Origin of the sequence: Janthinobacterium aestuarii, assembly GCF_051380835.1 — a bacterium.
Classification (GTDB): domain Bacteria; phylum Pseudomonadota; class Gammaproteobacteria; order Burkholderiales; family Burkholderiaceae_D; genus Janthinobacterium; species Janthinobacterium aestuarii.
The window spans coordinates 1-17,641 of record NZ_JBNYXU010000014.1; the positions used below are offsets into that span (position 1 = coordinate 1).

General features: G+C 62.3%; 16 protein-coding genes. 2 read left to right on the plus strand and 14 right to left on the minus strand.

The window, feature by feature from the left end; translation table 11 throughout:
* Positions 1-125 precede the first annotated feature (125 nt).
* The 12 genes from ACQ4WO_RS27075 to ACQ4WO_RS27130 all read right to left on the minus strand — a co-directional run bounded on the left by ACQ4WO_RS27075 (position 126) and on the right by ACQ4WO_RS27130 (position 13,185).
* Positions 126-1,859: a type VI lipase adapter Tla3 domain-containing protein gene (locus ACQ4WO_RS27075; protein WP_436483995.1), complete on the minus strand. Its 1,734-nt coding sequence runs from the start codon at positions 1,857-1,859 to the stop codon at positions 126-128.
* On the minus strand, positions 1,856-4,171 hold the full coding sequence (locus ACQ4WO_RS27080) for a T6SS effector phospholipase Tle3 domain-containing protein (RefSeq protein WP_436483996.1): 2,316 nt from the start codon (positions 4,169-4,171) through the stop codon (positions 1,856-1,858). The genes ACQ4WO_RS27075 and ACQ4WO_RS27080 overlap by 4 nt, the downstream gene beginning before the upstream one ends.
* Before the next feature lie 91 nt (positions 4,172-4,262).
* The gene (locus ACQ4WO_RS27085; protein ID WP_436483997.1) at positions 4,263-4,943 is read right to left on the minus strand and encodes a hypothetical protein; all 681 of its coding nucleotides are present in this window, start codon (positions 4,941-4,943) and stop codon (positions 4,263-4,265) included.
* Between the two features lie 69 nt (positions 4,944-5,012).
* Positions 5,013-5,342: a hypothetical protein gene (locus ACQ4WO_RS27090; protein WP_436483998.1), complete on the minus strand. Its 330-nt coding sequence runs from the start codon at positions 5,340-5,342 to the stop codon at positions 5,013-5,015.
* A gap of 115 nt (positions 5,343-5,457) precedes the next feature.
* Complete coding sequence (locus ACQ4WO_RS27095; RefSeq protein ID WP_436483999.1) at positions 5,458-5,970, minus strand: hypothetical protein; 513 nt, start codon at positions 5,968-5,970, stop codon at positions 5,458-5,460.
* Positions 5,971-5,997: 27 nt separating this feature from the next.
* Positions 5,998-6,498, minus strand: a complete 501-nt coding sequence (locus ACQ4WO_RS27100) for a hypothetical protein (protein WP_436484000.1) — start codon at positions 6,496-6,498, stop codon at positions 5,998-6,000.
* 116 nt (positions 6,499-6,614) lie between these two features.
* The gene (locus ACQ4WO_RS27105; RefSeq protein WP_436484001.1) at positions 6,615-7,961 is read right to left on the minus strand and encodes a sigma-54-dependent transcriptional regulator; all 1,347 of its coding nucleotides are present in this window, start codon (positions 7,959-7,961) and stop codon (positions 6,615-6,617) included.
* A complete protein-coding gene (locus ACQ4WO_RS27110; protein ID WP_436484002.1) occupies positions 7,948-9,846 on the minus strand; it encodes a sensor histidine kinase in 1,899 nt (632 codons plus the stop codon). The genes ACQ4WO_RS27105 and ACQ4WO_RS27110 overlap by 14 nt, the downstream gene beginning before the upstream one ends.
* Before the next feature lie 62 nt (positions 9,847-9,908).
* Entirely contained in the window at positions 9,909-10,700 is a 792-nt protein-coding gene (locus ACQ4WO_RS27115; RefSeq protein ID WP_100876234.1) for an ABC transporter ATP-binding protein, read from the minus strand.
* A gap of 11 nt (positions 10,701-10,711) precedes the next feature.
* Entirely contained in the window at positions 10,712-11,521 is an 810-nt protein-coding gene (locus ACQ4WO_RS27120) for an ABC transporter permease (RefSeq protein ID WP_370385376.1), read from the minus strand.
* A gap of 27 nt (positions 11,522-11,548) precedes the next feature.
* Positions 11,549-12,550: an ABC transporter substrate-binding protein gene (locus tag ACQ4WO_RS27125; RefSeq protein ID WP_436484003.1), complete on the minus strand. Its 1,002-nt coding sequence runs from the start codon at positions 12,548-12,550 to the stop codon at positions 11,549-11,551.
* Between the two features lie 398 nt (positions 12,551-12,948).
* On the minus strand, positions 12,949-13,185 hold the full coding sequence (locus ACQ4WO_RS27130; protein WP_128140000.1) for a hypothetical protein: 237 nt from the start codon (positions 13,183-13,185) through the stop codon (positions 12,949-12,951).
* 467 nt (positions 13,186-13,652) lie between these two features.
* Between ACQ4WO_RS27130 and ACQ4WO_RS27135 the strand changes: the two genes are divergently transcribed.
* On the plus strand, positions 13,653-14,153 hold the full coding sequence (locus ACQ4WO_RS27135; protein WP_223278908.1) for a winged helix-turn-helix domain-containing protein: 501 nt from the start codon (positions 13,653-13,655) through the stop codon (positions 14,151-14,153).
* Between the two features lie 234 nt (positions 14,154-14,387).
* Entirely contained in the window at positions 14,388-15,260 is an 873-nt protein-coding gene (locus ACQ4WO_RS27140) for a M90 family metallopeptidase (protein ID WP_436484004.1), read from the plus strand.
* 4 nt (positions 15,261-15,264) lie between these two features.
* Here ACQ4WO_RS27140 and ACQ4WO_RS27145 read toward each other — a convergent pair whose 3' ends face one another.
* Together ACQ4WO_RS27145 and ACQ4WO_RS27150 are read right to left on the minus strand one after the other, a co-directional pair.
* Positions 15,265-15,954 (minus strand): LytR/AlgR family response regulator transcription factor, encoded by a 690-nt coding sequence (locus ACQ4WO_RS27145; protein ID WP_436484005.1) that lies wholly within the window; start codon positions 15,952-15,954, stop codon positions 15,265-15,267.
* Entirely contained in the window at positions 15,951-17,612 is a 1,662-nt protein-coding gene (locus ACQ4WO_RS27150) for a histidine kinase (protein WP_436484006.1), read from the minus strand. The genes ACQ4WO_RS27145 and ACQ4WO_RS27150 overlap by 4 nt, the downstream gene beginning before the upstream one ends.
* Between the last annotated feature and the right edge of the window lie 29 nt (positions 17,613-17,641).

Here is a 17,641-nt window from a genome sequence, read left to right on the forward strand (position 1 = left end):
TCAAGGTGATCCATTCAGCTGGCCGCATGATCTGCTCCCTGCGTGATTGATATGCAGAGTCAGACAGCACTGCCAAGGGAAAATTCCGGCATTCCCCTACTTGCCGATGACAGAGCCAAAAATAATCAGTTCGATGGATAATTCGCCGGGTCGATGGCCGGCGTGACGTAGTGCCGCAATACATCGCCGCCATGCGGATGCTTTTGCGTGCGGCGCTTTTCATCCGACGGCGGGCTGACCAGCACGATGGTCGCTTCGTCCGGGTTGCGCAAGTTCACCACCGCGCTGACGCCGCCATCGCGATAGCTGCCCATCACGCCGATGGCCATTTGCACGAACAGGGTGGCCGCACCCGTATTGCCCAGGCGCTGGTCCGTGTCTATCCATTGCGCCGTGTTGCCGCTGTCGAGTTCCGTACCGCCATTTTCCGCATGTTTCAGCACGGTCTTGTGCAATGCAAGCAGCTGCGCCTGATTGCCGCCGGTGGCAGCGACCAGGCGCGCCGGCGCGGCGGGACGCTCGGCTTCCGGCAAGCTGCGCAAGGCTTGCTGCCAGCCCGTCTGCAAGGCTAGTTCGCGCTGGTCGCGCCGCGTGAGCGGCTTGCCGTGTTCATCCTTCATCTTGACAAACGTGGGCCGGTGGATGAAGCCGAAGGTCGGCAGGCGGTCCAGTTGCGCCAGCTGCTCCTTGTTGAAGGGCAGGGGAAGCCAGGGCGTGGGTTGCCAGTCTTTTGGTGGGTGATACGTTTTTTGCTTGAGCCTGTCGACCATGCTGAAGCTGCCCGTGCCGCGGATGTCGGGGCGCTGCGCGAATTGCGCGGCAACGGGAAGCCATTCGGCGATGCTGGGCTGGCGTTGGGTGAAGACAGTTGGGTCTTCCTTCTTGCGCGGGTGCGGCACGGCCCGCATCAATTCGTCATACGCCAGATACAAGCGCCGCGCCACACCGTAGGTATTCAAGTCATCGACGCTGTCCTCGGGCGGTGCATCGTCATACGCAAACTTCCGCACGGCGTCGATGCGCTCGCGCCGCGCCAGGACGAACATGGCGGAGGCGTCGGGCATTTCGGGGATGTAGTAGCCATCTTTGAGCAATTCAGGAGTGTTGGGACTGCGATTGATATCGCGCGATTCCATGCCATCATGCGAATTCAGGATGACGTATGGCACGTCAGGATGGGCGTCAAAAAATGCGAAAACATCTTCTAGAATATGCTCGGGGTGTTCTGCGAAGCGTCGTGGCCCGGCCACAAATAGAAGCCAGTGCATGCCGGAAGAGGCGGTGCTGCCTGCCAGACCCATAATGGGCGAGTGTGGTGTATCTTGCAGCGCAGGATCTGCAATGGGGCCTTCGGCGTTAAATATGGGTACGGCAAAATACATTGGCGTATTCAGCGCGCCATTTTCGAGTGAGTCGCCTGCACGCCCTCCACTGGTGCCTGCTTTGTCCAGGCTGCTCCATGGATATTTCCTCTTATCTTGTTCGCGGATGCTGGTATAAGCGTTTCCAGTTTGTAGGGCTTCCCAAAGCTTGCCCTGGCGATACTTGTCCAAGGTGACGCCGAGGCCGATGACTTCCAGCACATACTCGCGTTTCTCCTGCTCGGTGGGTGCCGCCAGTTGCACTTGTGGTTTTGCGACGGCCACAGGCTTGGACGAATGCAGCCAGCGAGAACCGAGCAATGTGGCAGCTACAACGGGTGGGATGAGCAACAGCCATTGCAGGTACCACCATATTTTGCTGCTCATTGTGGGCTCCAATAAGAAAGGTGATGGACTGATCAGCAAAGCCCCAAGCACTGCCAGCGCGATGAAGGCTGCACCGAGTGGATATCGCAAGCGTGGAAATGAGCTTTTCATTTCGGGATATCGTCGCTTGACTTGTGGACGACTGGCGTCATGACCGATTCGGTGCGCCTGCCGTTGACTGTTTCACATACAACGGTGGAAGGCAGGCCTGCATGTAAGGCGGGAATACAAGCAGGAAGCTCTCCCGAACTGTAATAGCGCGCATTACCTACGATGATCGCTTTACGCGCCGCAGGCTCGGCAGACAAGTAGACTGCGAAATTTTTTGCAAAGGTATCCCATTTCAATATGGATGGACGCGGTATTTTGTCATCTGTTTTCAACCGCCAATCCGCCACCGCACACAAATACCGGTAAAACTTCGGATCGCTGCTCGCTTTGCCGCCACCGATGGCCACGTCATACGCCGTCACGTTGCGATGATTTTCCGCGTTGCCGATGATGGCGCCGTGGAAGGATTTGGGGCTGACCTCGTTTTGCCAGCGCTTGCGCGCCTCGTTCGGGGTTTCTTCGCGGTTCACAAGCAACTTGTCGCCGCCGCCCGGATGGCGCGAGACGCGGTCGATTTTGCATTGGTCGTCCGCTTCCTTGCGCAGGTTCAAGGCCTTTTCCACCTGATCGCGCTGGCCCGAGCCGAACATGCCGACGCCGTATTCGGGGATGCGGTGCTGCAAGGGGCGTGGGTCGGCGATGATTTCCTGCTTGCGCATCCGCAAACCTTTCTTGCTGGTCACCGCGATGGCCGCGTCGATCGGATCGACTTCCTCGCACGGTCCTTGCTGGTCGCGCGGCAGCTTGACCTGGTCGGTATCCATCGGGAATTGCCCAGGGCGGATCTCGCCGCCGTCCAGCACGGCTTTCATGGGTACGCGCAGCGCTTCGCCATTGATCGTGCGCACGCCTTCGCGGCGTCGGGCTTCCGTTGAAAAGATATTCCATTTGCCGGGTTTGACGGGCGGCCACTGTGCCTCGTCATGGTTGCCGCGGTGGCCCCGGTTGGCCCCGGCCACGTGGGCATGGTCGTCCTCGCCTTCCAGGCGCAGGGCGAAGTCGTGCGGCGGCAGGCCCACCAGCACCGGCCCGCTGTTTTTGCCGGCCGCATCGGGGCGCTGTTTGTTCGTAAACACGCGCTGGTAAAACCCTTTGCCCAGTTCTACCAGCGGCTGGCGGTGCTGGGATTCCTTGTCCCAGTAGGTGGGGCCATCACCCCAGATGCCTTTGTCCGTCTTGCTCTTGGTTTTGGACAGGCCATGACCGTCGATGTGGTCGGGTATGCCCTGCCAGCCGATGCCCTGCATATTATCCAGCGCCACCGTCATGTCTTCGGGGCAGAAGTACAGGTAGACCTTGCCCCGGTTGTCGCGGTCCGCTTCCGCGCGCCATGCCGCGCCTGCCATGCCATGACAGATGTTGTGATCCTTGATGTGCGCAAAGGCGGGTGTGGCGTGCTTTTTGGCCGCCACGCCTTGCACGATCTGCGCCAGCGTCTGCAGGCGCGCATGCAGGGTCTGGCGGTTGTTGATGACATCGTACTGGTCTTCCATCGCGGCATCCCTGCCGCCGCCAAAGATGCGGCTCGATTCCGCCGCGCCGAAAAACATCGTCGTGTCTTCCACCAGGCTGTAGGGCGGATGCGTGAGGATCAGCGTGTCGGCGGGCCGCTTGCCTTCGTCGAGCAGGAAGGCTTGTGCCAGCAACGAGATGAGGCAGCCCTGGCTGTGTGCGACGATGGAGACCACGTCGTTGCTGTCGTAGTCGCGGATCATCGCGATGAGGGCCGCCAGGCGCTTGGCGGCCAGTACCATGTACATGCGGCCCGGTGCCGTCATCAGCGGGCGTACGGGATCGCCGCCCACGTCGTATGGAGAGAATAATCCCTTGTTCCACATGTCGGGCAGGGTATTGGTGGCATTGCCGAAGGGGCCGCCGTTCTTCGACATATCCTTGTCCAGGCGGTTGCCGTAGCGGTCAGTGTTCTGTCCGTTGACCACTTTGCTGGCGTTGCTGCGTTCGCGAAAGCCCCAGTAAAACGGGATGACGGGGCTGTACGTGGTGTCATCAGGCTGGCGCTTGAAGTAGACGGCGTCCGGATCGGCGATCACTTCGCGCTTGTCGGCCTCCTGCGGCAGGCGGTAGGCGGCCGGGGTGAACACGTGGCCGCCGCCGTACATGCGCGCATCGAGTCCTTGGCAGAGTCCCTTTTCCACGGCGCCAAAGCTGGTGCCGACGTCGTTGACGCCATGGATGACGATGACGTTGCCGGGCAGCTCGGGGCGGATGCGCACGATGGCGTCGTTGATGCGGCCACAATGAAGCAGGGCGCTACTCTTGCCGCTGGTGTAGGGAAGTTTGGGATACGCCATCGCCGCTCCATGCTGACCAGACAGGACAGTGTAGAGGGGCGGGACGGTGGATTAATTGCGTTTACGCAAGCATTGCGGAAAGAGAACCGCCTTATGGGGCGCTGATGATCTTCGTCAGCGCAATCCGGTACGCCGGCTGCACGTCGCCATTCTTGTCGAGCTTGTCCGTCATGATCACGCCGAAACCCTGCGCGTACCATACGTATTCGCCGCTTTTGCCTTTGCTTTTGCCGCCGATGTCATGCAATTCGAACTTGCAGGCGTCGGGGAAGCGGCGGCCGCCCAGTTCCAGGCGTTCCCAGCCCAGGAAGGTGATGGAGACATTGCGCTCATCCGTGCGCGTCGAGGTGGTGATCTTGTCGGACAGGCCCGCCAGCGGGTAGTGGGTGCTCGTTTGCGTGTCCGACAATTGCACGCGCACTTCCTGGCCGGGGCGCATGTTGGCGGGGATGGCGGACTGCGCCGTGTAGACGTTCTTGCTGCGCACGGTGCCGTCTTCATTGTAGTGGACGTTGCCTGTCAGAAATACCTGGCCATCGCGGATGTCCTGGTAGGACGTGGCCAGTAGCACGCCGCCGTTGAGGATCAGTTGCGTGCCCTTTTGTTTCTTGCCCTCGAATAGTTCCTCGACGTTGACTTGCGCATCGCCATTGTTCTTGCTGAACTTGATGCCCGTCGTCAGTTCCATGCACTCGCCCACCGTGGGCGCCGCCTGTACGCTCGCGGCCGCCAAAACGCCTGCCGCCATCATGCCACACCATGCTGCTTTCATTGTCTTCCTGGCTATCTTGTAAAGGCGCGATGATAGCGTGCTTGAAAGTAACGTGGCGCAGCGCAGACACTATTTCGTTGGGGCGATGGGGATGCTGGGCACGGCTGGCGTGGATGCTGGCGGCTCGGTGGGCGTGCCGCTGTGCGGTTTGTCCCCGGCATTCGCCGGAGGCTTTCCGCGCCGCGTGCGCTTGTCCGTGCGGGTTTTGCTGGCCTTGCCGTCGTGGACCAGCTTGCCTTTGTTGTCGAGCTTGTCGGAGGCATCCGATTGCTGGCCCGGGTCCCTGGCATTGTTGGTGTGGTTGCCCGTCTGGTTAAGATTCGTCGTCGACTGGGCTTGCACCCAGGCGCCGCCAACGGTCATCAGGGTGGCGGCCAGCAAGAGAGCGGGAGTTTTCATGGTGCGTGTCCTGTGTAGAAAGTTGGAAGTTGCTGTCGAGACTCGATTGTCACATGCGTGCGGTTGTATCCAAGTAGGAATATGCCGCATGCGCGTGTGAGTATATTGCCAGTGTTCACGCATGTTGGCCCGCACGCAAGCGCAGGCGCCGCGCGCTCAGGCCATCGCGCACGGACCATGCCAGCGTGATGGCGCCCATGGCGGCCAGCCACTGGCCGGGTCCGCCGGGCGGCAGGGCCTGCATGACGGCCGGCAGCGCCAGCCAGCCGGGCAGCGCTTGCATCAGCAAGGTGGCGATCACGCCCAGGTTGATGAACAGCAAGACGTGCAGGATGCGTTCGGGCACGGGCAAGCGGCGCGTGTCGCCTTCGACCACGGTGTCACGCAGCGAGACCAGTATCTCCGCCAGCAGCAGTGCCACGGGCCACCAGGCCAGCCAGCCATGCCAGCTGAACAGACCCAGCGAGGGAAACAGCAGGCCGAAGATGATTTCGCGCGCGCTGTGCAGGCCCTGCTCGGCGGCCGCGCCCGGGCGCGACGGCAGCCGCACGAGCAGCTCGTGGTTGAGGATGACGTCGGCCCCGCCCAGCAGGCCGTGCAGCAGCAGCGCGGCCTGCAGCGCCGTCATGGCTATCCCGTGCCGCGTTGCCGGCGCTTAGCGGCCGGGCTGGCGCGGCGGCACCACGCCCGTGTTGCCCGTGGTGCCGGAGTGACCAGTGTTGCCGGTGTTGCCCGACGTGCCAGAGTTGCCGGTATTGCCGGAAGTCCCCGACGTCCCTGACGTGCCCGAAGTTCCCGACGTGCCTGTGCCGCCCGTATTGCCGTTCATGTTCTGCGTGCCGCTGCGCGCGGCGTTGCCTGCGGACTGGCCGGCGCTGCCCGGGGTACCGCCACCCGAGTTGGTGCCGCTGGTGGACTGTCCCGCGCTGGTCGATTGTCCCGTATCGTTGTTGCGCGATTTGCCCGATTTCTTTTGCTGTTTCTTGTCATGCTTGCTCGGCGCCGTCGTGTCGTCCTGTCGCGTATTTTGCTGGGGCGCCGTGCTAGTGTTGCCGGTGTTGCCCGTGGTATTGCTATTGCCCGTCGATTGCGCCTGAGCCAGGGCGGCTGCGCTGCCCAGCAGCAGGGCGGTCAGCATCAATGCAGATGGTTTCATGGGAACTCCTTCTCGTGGCAGGAAGTGGAGTACCGATTCTGGCACGCGCGGGCAGGGCGGCAAGTAGGAGCGCGCCGCCCGCGGCTGTGGGTGCATGGCTGGCCGTGGCGCAGGCTTCAGCGGAATTGCTCGGTCGAAATGTCGAAACGCTTGAGCTTGTCGTACAGGGTTTTCTTGGGAATATTCAGGCTGGCCGCCGCGTCGATGACGTTGCCGTTGTGGCGGCGCAAGGCTTCCTCGATGATGGAAATCTCGAACGTGTCCACTTGCTCGGCCAGCGACGCTTCGCGGCAGCCGGCCGGGCTCAGGGTGTCGTCGAGCAGACCCAGCACGAAGCGGTCGGCCACGTTGTGCAGCTCGCGCACATTGCCGGCCCAGCGCTGCGCCATCAGGGACGCGATCAGTTCGCCGCTGACGAGGGCGGCCGGCTGGCCGTAGCGCAGGGCTGCCTGCAGCACGAAAAATTCGAACAGCAACGGGATATCCTCGCGCCGGTTGCGCAGGGCGGGCAAAGTCAGGCTGGCCACGTTCAGGCGGTAATACAGGTCGGGACGGAATTTGCCTTGTTCCGCCAGTACATTCAAGTCTTCCTTGGCGGCGGCGATCACGCGGAAATTGACGGAAATGAGTTTGTTTGAACCGAGCCGCTCGACTTGCCGCTCCTGCAGCACGCGCAGCAGTTTCACTTGCAGGGCCAGCGGCATGCTTTCGATTTCATCGAGGAACAGGGTGCCGCCGTTCGCGTACTCGATCTTGCCGATGCGCTGGCGCTGCGCGCCTGTAAACGCGCCTTCCTCGTGGCCGAACAGTTCCGATTCGAAGATCGATTCGGGCAGGGCGCCGCAGTTGATCGCCACGAACGGATGGTCGCGCCGCTCGCTGAAGTCGTGCAGGCAGCGGGCGATCAGTTCCTTGCCCGTCCCCGTTTCGCCGAGGATGATGATGTCGGCCGATTTCGGCGCCAGGTTCAGCACCAGCTGGCGCACCTTGGCCATGGCGGCGCTGCGGCCCACGATGCGCGCTTCGATGCCGACCCGCTGCTCGAGCTGGCGGCGCAAGTTCATGTTTTCCAGCACCAGGTGGCGCTTGTCGAGGGCGCGACGGCACACTTCCACGAGCAAGTCGGCGGAAAACGGTTTTTCGATGAAATCGTAGGCGCCGCGACGCATGGCATCCACGGCCATCGACACGTCGCCGTGGCCCGTGACGAGGATGACGGGCAGGCTGGCATCCTGTGCCACGGCGATATCGAGCAGTTTCAATCCATCGATGCCCGGCAGCTTGATGTCGCTCAATAAAATGCCCGCAAATTCGGGCACCAGATAGGGCAGCGCTTCCTCGGCCGTGGCGACGGCCGTCACTTGCAAGCCCGCCAGTTCCAGCGATTGCCGGGCGCCCTTGCGCACGACGGCGTCGTCTTCCACCAGCAGCACTTGCATGCCTTCAAAATTATTCTCGTGCATCAGATGTTTCCTTGTCTCTCCCCCCCGGGTCGCAGCTCAGGGTGATGGTAAATTGTGCGCCGCCCCCTTCCTGTGCGCTGCGGTTGCGCACGGCCAGGGCGCTGCCGGCAGCGCGCAGTATGCCTGCGCTGATCGACAATCCCAAGCCCAGCCCGTGTTCCTTGGTGGTATAGAAGGGGTCGAAGATCTTGTCGAGCGAGGCCAGCGGGATGCCGGGGCCATTATCGGTGATATGCAGCACGGCAAGGCTGCCTTCGCGGCGCACCTGGAACCAGATTTGCACGGGTTCGTTTTCCGGCACGGCATCCATGGCGTTGGTGATCAGGTTGGTAAACACCTGTTCCAGGCCGATGGCGTTGCACAGCACGATGATGTCGTCCTCCAGCCAGCTTTCATGCAGGGTCAAACGCTGCGAGTTTTTGCGCGTGCGGATTTGCAGCATGGTTTGCGCGAACGCCTGGCGCACGCTGACGGGTTTGCGCGCATCGTCGCTGCGCCGCGCAAAGCCTTTCAGTTGCGAGGTGACGTAGCCGAGCCGCTTGACGAGGTCGGAAATGGTCGACAGGTTGTCGAGCGCATCGTCGATCTGTCCCCGCGCCAGAAACACCTTGGCATTGTCGGAAAACGTTTGCAGGGCGGCCAGCGGCTGGTTCAGCTCGTGCGTGACGCCGGCCGCCATCTGGCCGATGGCCGCCAGCTTGCCGCTTTGCACCAGTTCCGCCTGCGCATAGCGCAGGGTCTGCTCGGCCCGTTCGCGTTCCGTCACCTCGGCTTGCAGGCGCCCGTTCGCGTGGACCAGGTCGGCCGTGCGCTGCTCGACCTTGATTTCCAGCTGTTCATACGCGCGTGCCAGGGTTTGCTGTGCATTGAGCTTGTCGGCGATGCGGCGCCGGCGCTGGCGCGCATACATCAGGGCCAGCAGCAGCAAGGCCCAGCCCAGCGCGGCGGCGATGGCCGCGTTGCGCGCCGCCGCATTGACCTGGTCGAGTTCGGCCAGCACCGTGATCTGCCATTGCAGCGGCCCCAGCGCGCGGTTCACGGCCAGGTAGTCGGCGCTGCCGGACAGGGCGGGGGTGTCGCCCGTCTGCGGACGTTCCAGGGTCATCACGCTGGCGCCGTCGGCAAACTGGCGGCTGACGCGGTGCGGCAGGATGGGTAGATTTTCTTGCAGGAACTGGCGCTGTTCGCTGATGTCTTTCTTGGCGTCCGGCGACAGCGGGGCCAGGGTTTTGAACTTGAAGGCCGGTGTGGTGGCCAGGATGATCACGCCATTCGCATCCTTGACCCAGATCTGCTCGCCTGCGCCGGGCGTGCGCCACGATTGCTCGATCCAGTCCAGGTTGACCTTGGCGGCGACGATGCCGATGATGCGCCCGTCGCGCTGCACGGGCTGCGAAATGAAATAGCCGGCCTCGAAGGTGGAAAAGCCGATACCGTAAAAGCGGCCGATGCCGCCCGCGATCGCGTTCTTGAAATAGGGACGAAAACCATAGTTGACGCCCACATACGAGCTGCGGTCCTGCCAGTTGCTCGACGCCAGGGTCGTGCCCTTGTCGTCGAGCACGTAGACGGCAAAGGCGCCCGCGCGGCGGTTCATGTCGACCAGGTAGGCGTTGATTTGCGTGACTTTGTCGGCGCTGGGCTGCTCCAGCAATTGCCCCACCGCATCGCTCTGGGCCACGGCCAGGGGCAGGAATTCGTATTTGTTGAGGGCGCCGCCGATGGACGCCGCATACAGTTCCGCGCGCGAATCCAAGGTGCGGTGCAATTCGTCGAGCTGGCGCTGCTTGACCCAGGCATACGACGCCCACGTCAGCACGACCAGCGACCCCACGGCCAGCAGGGGGGCGAGCGCGGGTCTCAGGGGCCATTTGCCGAATGCCATGGTGCTCCGTGTGTTTGTTTGTGGCAATCTGGGGTCAGACCCGGCGGGTCTGACCCCATTATTTAATCAGCCGTGCTCGCCATCGTTTCCGCATTGTGATGACGCTGCTGCTCTTCCATCACCATCTCGCCCAGCATGCGCTTGAGGCGGTTGAACTCGGGATCGCTCGGGTCGCGCGGGCGGGGCAGGTCGATGGCCACGTCGCGCTTGATGGTGCCGGGACGGTAGGTCATGACGATGGTGCGGTCGGCCAGGTAGATCGATTCCTCGATCGAGTGCGTGACGAACACGATGGTGGTGCCGAAGACTTTCCAGATTTTCAGCAATTCATCTTGCAGGTTGCGCCGCGTCAAGGCATCCAGCGCGCCGAACGGTTCATCCATCAGCATGATCGGCGAATCGAGGGCCAGCACGCGGGCGATTGCCACGCGCTGGCGCATACCGCCAGACAAGTCTTTCGGGTAGCGGGCACGGAATTCCGTCAAGCCCAGCATGCTCAGCAGCATGTCGACCCGTTCCCTGATCTCGGCCGGCGTCTTGCCGGCGATTTCCAGGCCGAAAGCGATATTGCTCTCGATGGTCATCCAGGGGAACAGCGCGTATTCCTGGAACACCATGCCGCGGTCGGGACCGGGTTCGGTGATCAGCTTGCCGCCGGCCAGGATCTGGCCCGACGTCGGCTGCGAAAAGCCGGCGATGGCGTTGAGCAGGGTCGACTTGCCGCAGCCGGACGGTCCCAGCAGGCAGATGAATTCGCCGCTGGCGATTTCCAGGTTGATGTCCTTCAGGGCGATGACGTCCGCGCCGCCCGTGGTGAAGATTTTATTGACTGCATTGATATTGATCGTGGTCATGGCCGTTCCTCTTAGTGTTCCAGGCCGCGGTGCCACTGCAGCAAATGATTATTCAGGGCATTCATGGCGATATCGATGGCCAGACCGAACAGGCCGATGGTAAACATGCCGGCGATAATCTTGTCGGACCAGAAGTACTCGCGCGCTTCCAGGATGCGGAAACCGAGGCCGCTGTTGACGGCGATCATTTCCGCGACGATCACGACGATGAAGGCCGTGCCCATGCCGATGCGTGCGCCAGCGAGGATGTACGGCGTGGCGGCCGGCAGGATGACGCGGCGGAACATCGTCATCTGGCTGGCGCCCAGGTTGCGCGCGGCGCGGATATAGATGCCGTCGACCTGGCGCACGCCGGCGATGGTATTCATCAGCACGGGGAAGAAGGAACCGATGCTGATCAGGAAGAAGGCGGGCGGGTTGCCCAGGCCGAACCACAAGATCGCCAGCGGAATGTAGGCGATCGGCGGAATCGGGCGCAGCACCTGCACCAGCGGGTCGAACAGTTTATAGATGGTCTTGTTGGTACCCATCAGCAAGCCCAGCGGCAAGGCCAGGCCGGCGCCGATGGCAAAGCCGCCCAGCACGCGCGACAGGCTGGCCCAGGCGTCGTGCGGCAATTCGCCGGAGAACATCCACACGAGGTAATTGCCCGCTTCGGGGGTGTACGCTTCCATGGGAATCAGGTATTCATACCATTTCACGACCACGGCGACGGGCGAGGGCAGGATTTGCGGGTTGATCCAGCCGAACGTGGACATGGCTTGCCACAGCAGCAGCACGGCAACGGGCACGGCGGCGCCGTGCGCGAAGCGTTTCATCATTTGAATATTCATCGTGACACTTTCAGATTAGCGAGGTGCGTAGGACTTCTTGGCTTTTTCCAGCAGATCCAGCTTGACCCAATCCTTGGCGGCAGGCGCTTTGGCCATGCGGCCCACGCCGAATTTCACCATGTAGTCTGTGGTCAGCTGCACGTGGCTTTGCGTGATGTCTTCCGTGAAGATGGCGTTGTCGATGGCGTCGCGGTAATCGTCGGTGGTGATCTGGTTCTTGAACATCGATTCGCGCACGTATTTTTCCGCCAGTTTAGGGTCGGCCAAAAATGCCCGCGTGGCGGCGACGAAGCAATCCATGAAGCGCTGGGCCACGGCCGGCTTTTCCTTGTACATTTTTTCCGTCATCACGAGCGCGCGCACGGGCTCGCCCAGCGGCGTGTCGTAGGGCTTGAGGATGGCCGCGCCGTATTTCTTGTGGATGGCCTGGGTCGAGTACGGCTCGGACTGGCTCATGACGTCGATATCCTTGGTCAGCAGCGCCTGGTTCAAGTCCGGGTAGCCCATGTACAGAATCTGCACGTCCTTGCCCGGCTTGTCGGACCAGGTCAGCTTGGCCTTGGTCAATTCGGCAAACAGCAGGATTTCCTGCGGACCGCCGCGCGTGACGCCGACTTTCTTGCCTTTCAGGTCGGCAATGCCCTTGATGTTCAGGTCGGGGCGGCCGACGATCTGCACGCCGCCCTTGGCGAAGCCGCCCACCAGGTACACGGGCAAGCCCGTGGCGCGGCCCGTGATGGCCGCTTCCAGCGCGCTGGCGGACACGTCGATTTCGCCGGCGATCATGGCCGGCACGATGTCGAGGCCCTTGGCGAAGATGCGCTCTTCGATCTTCAGGTCGTATTTCGGCGCGATTTCCTTCATGTAGGCGACGGCGCCGTAATGGGCGAATTTCAGGTTGCCCAGGCGTACGGTATCGGCCGCATGGACGGCCAGCGGGAATTGCGCGGCCAGGGCGACGGCCACGGCCAATGCCTTGGTGTTGAGGAAGGACGAGATGCGGAAGGTGCTTGCCATGCTGTTGTCTCCAAAAGGTAGATGGTTTTTATATAGTGGGTCATGCCGCCGCTCTGCTGGTGGCTATAAAAATATAAAAGCATCTTTCGTGCCAGTGGAGCGCATTTTGGCGCTTATTGCAAGTGATTGTTTATAAAGGTTTAATTTGAATCTATTGAAATTGGAAAATGGCGAGATTCCGCCTTTCCGCACGTGGAGGGGAAAGACTGTGCGGATTGCCGCATTTTGGCGGGCGGGCTCGGTATCGGCTTGCGGGCTCGGAGCAGGTGAACCTTCATGGCGCGACCGACTCCAATCGTAAAAAAACGCGTTGCAAACAGGCTGGCAACGCGTAACTCCCCCGTGGAGTAGGGGCGGCGCCGCGCGGGCGCCTGATGGATGGGCTCCGTCTGCCGGGCTTACTTTGGCGTCGTGGCGGGCGGCAGGGCCGGCGCGGTGGCCGGGTCCGTCAGCGGGGCAGGCGGCGTCGTGCTGCCAGGACCCGCTTCCGGCGTGGCTGGCGTGACGGGTGGCGGCATCACTTGGGGTGCGGAAGCGGGGTTGGGTGCCGTTTCGGGCAGCGGCGCGTCGGCCGGTTTTTTGCAGGCGGACAAGGTGATCAGGGCGGCGGCGGCCAGCAGACTGGGCATATTCATGATGGTTCCTTTGCAAAGTATCAAGATTGGCGCGATGCGGGCGGCGGGTGCCGCGCGCGAAGCTTGAATTTATTGCAAGGATGCCGACGCTTCTGTTCGCTATTTCACTTTGTGCGCGTATGCGAGCGCAGGGTTTTTAAATGTCTTTTATAGATGCACTGAGAGAAATAATTCGACAAGGCAATATTTTTCACTTTCTTGCTTCTAATGTTCGTTAACGCACAGACCAGTGAGGAACGGGATGGCATTCTGTGCCCAGACGCTCAGGATTCGTGGCGTTCTGGTATAAAAATTGCCAAGAACTTAACAATCCGGGCTACCGGCAATCGTTTAAAAGGAGTATTCAAATGCATGCAATGACTCAGTCTCACGTGAAGAGCGAATTAAAGGCAGCGCACCAGGAACTTCGTAGCCCCGAAAAAGGCTCGCAAATGGTAGAACGCGCAGCACCCATCCCCCCGGAACGCATGAATCCCATTTCCATGGCACCGATCGAGCGCGTGCGTTCGACGTCGGCCACCCTGCGCCGCATCGAAAACATGCAAAAGCTGATCGGCGAATTGTCGCTGCACGAGATGCTGGCCGACGAAATTGCCTGGTTCCTCAAGTTTTCGCCATCGGGCGCCCGCAAATACATCCGCGACCTGCGCGAAGCGGGCGTGATCGAACTGGCCCGCTACATCGAAGGCACCGCCACCTACCTGGGCAAGGCAGTGTACCAGCTGACGCCGGATCCTGAGCGCGTGCGCGCCTTTCTGGCCGCCATCGTCCAGCCAAAACGCGAAGGCGCGCCACCACGCAAGGACCGTCCCGGCCTGCGCGAGCAAAGCATGGCAGGCAGCGGCCGTCACTTCCACATCCTGGCCGATGACACGCATTACGCCATCCGCGTCAACCGCGGTCCCGTGACGCGCGATCCGCTCGTCGCCGCGCTGTTCGGTGCGCCGCAGCAAAAGTCGGCCGAGTAATAGCTGACGGTTTTGTCAGGCGTTGTGACGTTGTAATGAAAGCCGGGTCGCAACCCGGCTTTTGGCGTTGGGGCAGGCCGTTTCATGTCGTCTGATTGAAAAGACTGCAAGCATCCCCATGTGGACTGGACTGCTGCCCGCAACGCGCGGGTTCACCTGAAGGAGCTTGTCCTTGTCTGCCTACGCCGCCTCGTTATCGTGTCCGCCACTGCTTTGCCTGAAACGGGACTTCGCATGAATCCGCTGCTGTGGATCGCCATCGTCACGGCTGCCATCGTCTTTTCGCTGTGGTTTCCCCGCTGGCGTTTGAAGCGGGCTCTGGCCAGGCCTTTGCCGCCGGAAGGCCTGGCCGTGCTGGAAAAGAATATCCCCGTGTATCCGCGCATGCCGGCGGCGCTGCAGGAGCAGTTGCGTCGTCTCGTCGTGCAATTCCTGTATCAGAAGAAATTCGTCGGTTGCGGCGGCCTCGAGGTCACGGACGAGATGCGCTATACCATCGCCGGCCAGGCTTGCCTGCTGTTGCTGAACCGCCAGACGCAGGTGTATCCGGAACTCGACACCATCCTCGTGTATCCCACGGAATTCATCGTCACGCGCGATGAAGTGGGGCCGGGCGGCGTGGTCACGCCATCGGCCAATGGGCTATTGGGCGAATCCTGGGGCGATGGCAGAGTCGTGCTGGCCTGGGACCATGTGCAGCGCGGCGCGGCCGACTGGACCGATGGGCACAATGTCGTGCTGCATGAATTTGCCCACCAGCTCGACAGTGAATCGGGCGCCGCGAATGGCGCGCCGTATTTGCCCAGCGTGTCGAGCTACCGCAGCTGGGCCACCGTGCTGTCGCGCGACTTCGACAACCTGCGCCACGACGCCATCTACCGGCAGCACAGCGTGATGGACCATTATGGCGCCACGAATCCCGCCGAATTCTTTGCCGTGGCCACGGAAACCTTCTTTGAAAAGCCGTACCAGATGGCCGAGCACCACGAAGAACTGTACGCGCAATTCGTGCAGTACTACAAGGTCGACCCGCGCGACTGGATGGCGCCGCCCGTGGAACCCGAGCACATGGCCTCGCCGTTTCCCAACTACGCGGCACATTGGTAAGCGTTCAGCCCAGCAGCCGCTGTTTCAGCGCGGGATAGCTGCTGCGCGACACGGGGATGCCCGTGCTGGTTTGCGTGTCGAGCGCGTATTTGCCGCCCGCCGCGATCTGCAGCCTTTTGAAGCCCAGGCTGTTGACGATGTAGGAGCGGTGCACGCGCAGGAAGTGGGGCGGCAGCAGGGCCATGAGCTTGTCGATGGCCAGGTCATGAAAACACTGTTCTCCGCTGCGCAGCACGATATTGCTGTAGTGGCCATCGGCTTGCACATGGTCGATGTCGGCCATGGCGATCCATTCGAGCGCCCCGCGTTTCTTGACGGCCAGCGAGGCCACTTCCGTATGCCGCCCCGTATAGCGTTGCAGCGCCTTGTGCAGCCGTTCGCGGCTGAAAGGCTTGGCAACGAAGTCGAGCACGCCGAACTCGAAGGCCGTGATCGAGCGTTCCGCATGGGCCGAGACAATGATGGTCTGGAACGGGGCTGTATGGGCCAGGCGCAGCAAGTCATAGCCGTCGGCGCCATGCAGGTTCAAATCCAGCAGCAGCAAGTCGACCTGTTCCTGCGCCAGCGCGGCCAGCGCTTGCGGGACATTGTCATGCAGCACGAGATTGCTGAGGCGCGCGCCGAAATGCGCGCGCACCTCGCGTTCGAGGCCTTGCGCGATCAGCGGTTCATCTTCCAGTATCAACACATTCATGGCGCCGCCGGCAAGGTAAAGGTGAGGCGCCAGCCCGCCTGCTGCTGTTCGCTGGCATATTCACGCTCATAGCGGGCCGCATCGCCGAACACGGCGCGCAGGCTGGCGCGGATGTACTGTTCGCCCACGCCGCCGCCCGCATGCTGGCGTGCCTCGCCTTCGGGCAAGACCATGGTCAGCACCTGCGTTTGCGCATGTTCGGCGATGCGCAGGATAAAGGTTGCGCCGTGGCGGTAGCGGTTGTGGCTGAACGCATTTTCCAGCGCCGTCAGCAGGATGGCGGGCGGTACGGTGATGCCTGCCGCCTCGCCTTCGAGCTGCAGGCTGCACGGCTGCTGCAGCCGCGTGCCCATGATGCTCAGGTAGTTCTCGCACAGGGCCAGTTCCTGCGTCAGGGCAATGCTGGGCTGCTGCGCAAATTCGTTGAGCATGCGCAATTCGGCGCCCAGCGCCTCGATGAAGGTTTCGGCTGCCTGCGGTGATTGCGCGTTGAGCTCGCTGATCAGGCTGAGGGAATTCATCAGGAAATGCGGTTGCATGCTTTTGCGCAAGAGCTGGTTTTCCAGCTGCTGGGCGCGTGCCGCCTTGCTGCGTTCGCGCAGCAGCTGCGCCAGCAATTGCGCGCACAGGGGCAGCAGCAAGAAGCACACGACGAGGGCAAAGCCGCCTTCGGCAAACTGGCTGCCCGTCAGCAGGAACAGGGCGCACGAGGCCAGCGCGATCAAGGTGCCGCCGCGGCTGCCCGGCAGGCGGCGCCACAGGGCGCCCAGGTTGAGCGCCAGGCTTGCTGCCAGGCCCGTCAAAAACATCGACCAGCAGCGTGAGTCGAAATGCGCGGGCAGCGCGCCGGCCAGCGCGATGCCCGTCAGCAGCAGGGCCGCCGCCAGCGGCCAGCGCGGCAGCCGGTATGCCGTATAAAAATACAGGGCCAGCAAGGCGGAAAACAGCCAGGTCAGGGCGCTGACGGCGTACAGGCGCGGCAAATGCATGGGATAGGCATAGCCGGCAACGCTGCGCCAGAGTTCCACCACCAGCAGCAGCGCCGCCACCAGGCACAGCGCGGCAAACATGGCCCAGTGCCGCTGCCGCTGGTATAGCGCCGTCAAGGCGAGAAACAGCAGGGCGACGGCACTCAGCGCGCCCGCCAAGAGCAGTGGCGGTAGCCGGTACCAGGCCAGCGCCGCGCGGTAGTCTTGCCGGTCGACCAGGTACAGTGCATACAACGGCGACGCCAGGCGGGCCGGTGCCTGTTGCGTCGACAGCAGCAGGCGCAGGTGGTGCGTGCCCATGGACAACTGCCGTGGCGTCAGGTGGATGGCGAAATCGATGTCGCCCGCGCGTTCCACGCTGGCCTGGCGGGCCGGCTGGCCATTGCTGCCGATCAAGCTGCCATCGAGCCAGACCTCGCTGGAAGCCAGCGCCGATAGCACCAGCAGCTGCGTCGACGAGGGCGTGGCGGCCACGGTGATGTCGCGCTCGACGCACAGCAGCTGGCCCGGCTTGAGCAGCTGGTACAGCGAGGCGGCGGGCGTGGCGCGCGTTGTGCCGCAGGCGCGCCAGCCTTCGGCCAGCGATAGCCTGTCCATGCCCATGGCGAAAGAGGGCAAGGCCAGGCAGCACAGCAGCAGGTAGCGGAAGCAGGAGGGCATGGCGGGCATTGTAGCTGCTCATTTGCCAACCCTTTGCA

Coding starts and splice junctions, on each gene's coding strand:
- ACQ4WO_RS27075 (WP_436483995.1), bottom strand. CDS start 1,859: ATGAAAAGCTCATTTCCACGCTTGCGATATCCACTCGGTGCAGCCTTC.
- ACQ4WO_RS27080 (WP_436483996.1), bottom strand. CDS start 4,171: ATGGCGTATCCCAAACTTCCCTACACCAGCGGCAAGAGTAGCGCCCTG.
- ACQ4WO_RS27085 (WP_436483997.1), bottom strand. CDS start 4,943: ATGAAAGCAGCATGGTGTGGCATGATGGCGGCAGGCGTTTTGGCGGCC.
- ACQ4WO_RS27090 (WP_436483998.1), bottom strand. CDS start 5,342: ATGAAAACTCCCGCTCTCTTGCTGGCCGCCACCCTGATGACCGTTGGC.
- ACQ4WO_RS27095 (WP_436483999.1), bottom strand. CDS start 5,970: ATGACGGCGCTGCAGGCCGCGCTGCTGCTGCACGGCCTGCTGGGCGGG.
- ACQ4WO_RS27100 (WP_436484000.1), bottom strand. CDS start 6,498: ATGAAACCATCTGCATTGATGCTGACCGCCCTGCTGCTGGGCAGCGCA.
- ACQ4WO_RS27105 (WP_436484001.1), bottom strand. CDS start 7,961: ATGCACGAGAATAATTTTGAAGGCATGCAAGTGCTGCTGGTGGAAGAC.
- ACQ4WO_RS27110 (WP_436484002.1), bottom strand. CDS start 9,846: ATGGCATTCGGCAAATGGCCCCTGAGACCCGCGCTCGCCCCCCTGCTG.
- ACQ4WO_RS27115 (WP_100876234.1), bottom strand. CDS start 10,700: ATGACCACGATCAATATCAATGCAGTCAATAAAATCTTCACCACGGGC.
- ACQ4WO_RS27120 (WP_370385376.1), bottom strand. CDS start 11,521: ATGATGAAACGCTTCGCGCACGGCGCCGCCGTGCCCGTTGCCGTGCTG.
- ACQ4WO_RS27125 (WP_436484003.1), bottom strand. CDS start 12,550: ATGGCAAGCACCTTCCGCATCTCGTCCTTCCTCAACACCAAGGCATTG.
- ACQ4WO_RS27130 (WP_128140000.1), bottom strand. CDS start 13,185: ATGAATATGCCCAGTCTGCTGGCCGCCGCCGCCCTGATCACCTTGTCC.
- ACQ4WO_RS27135 (WP_223278908.1), top strand. CDS start 13,653: ATGAATCCCATTTCCATGGCACCGATCGAGCGCGTGCGTTCGACGTCG.
- ACQ4WO_RS27140 (WP_436484004.1), top strand. CDS start 14,388: ATGAATCCGCTGCTGTGGATCGCCATCGTCACGGCTGCCATCGTCTTT.
- ACQ4WO_RS27145 (WP_436484005.1), bottom strand. CDS start 15,954: ATGAATGTGTTGATACTGGAAGATGAACCGCTGATCGCGCAAGGCCTC.
- ACQ4WO_RS27150 (WP_436484006.1), bottom strand. CDS start 17,612: ATGCCCGCCATGCCCTCCTGCTTCCGCTACCTGCTGCTGTGCTGCCTG.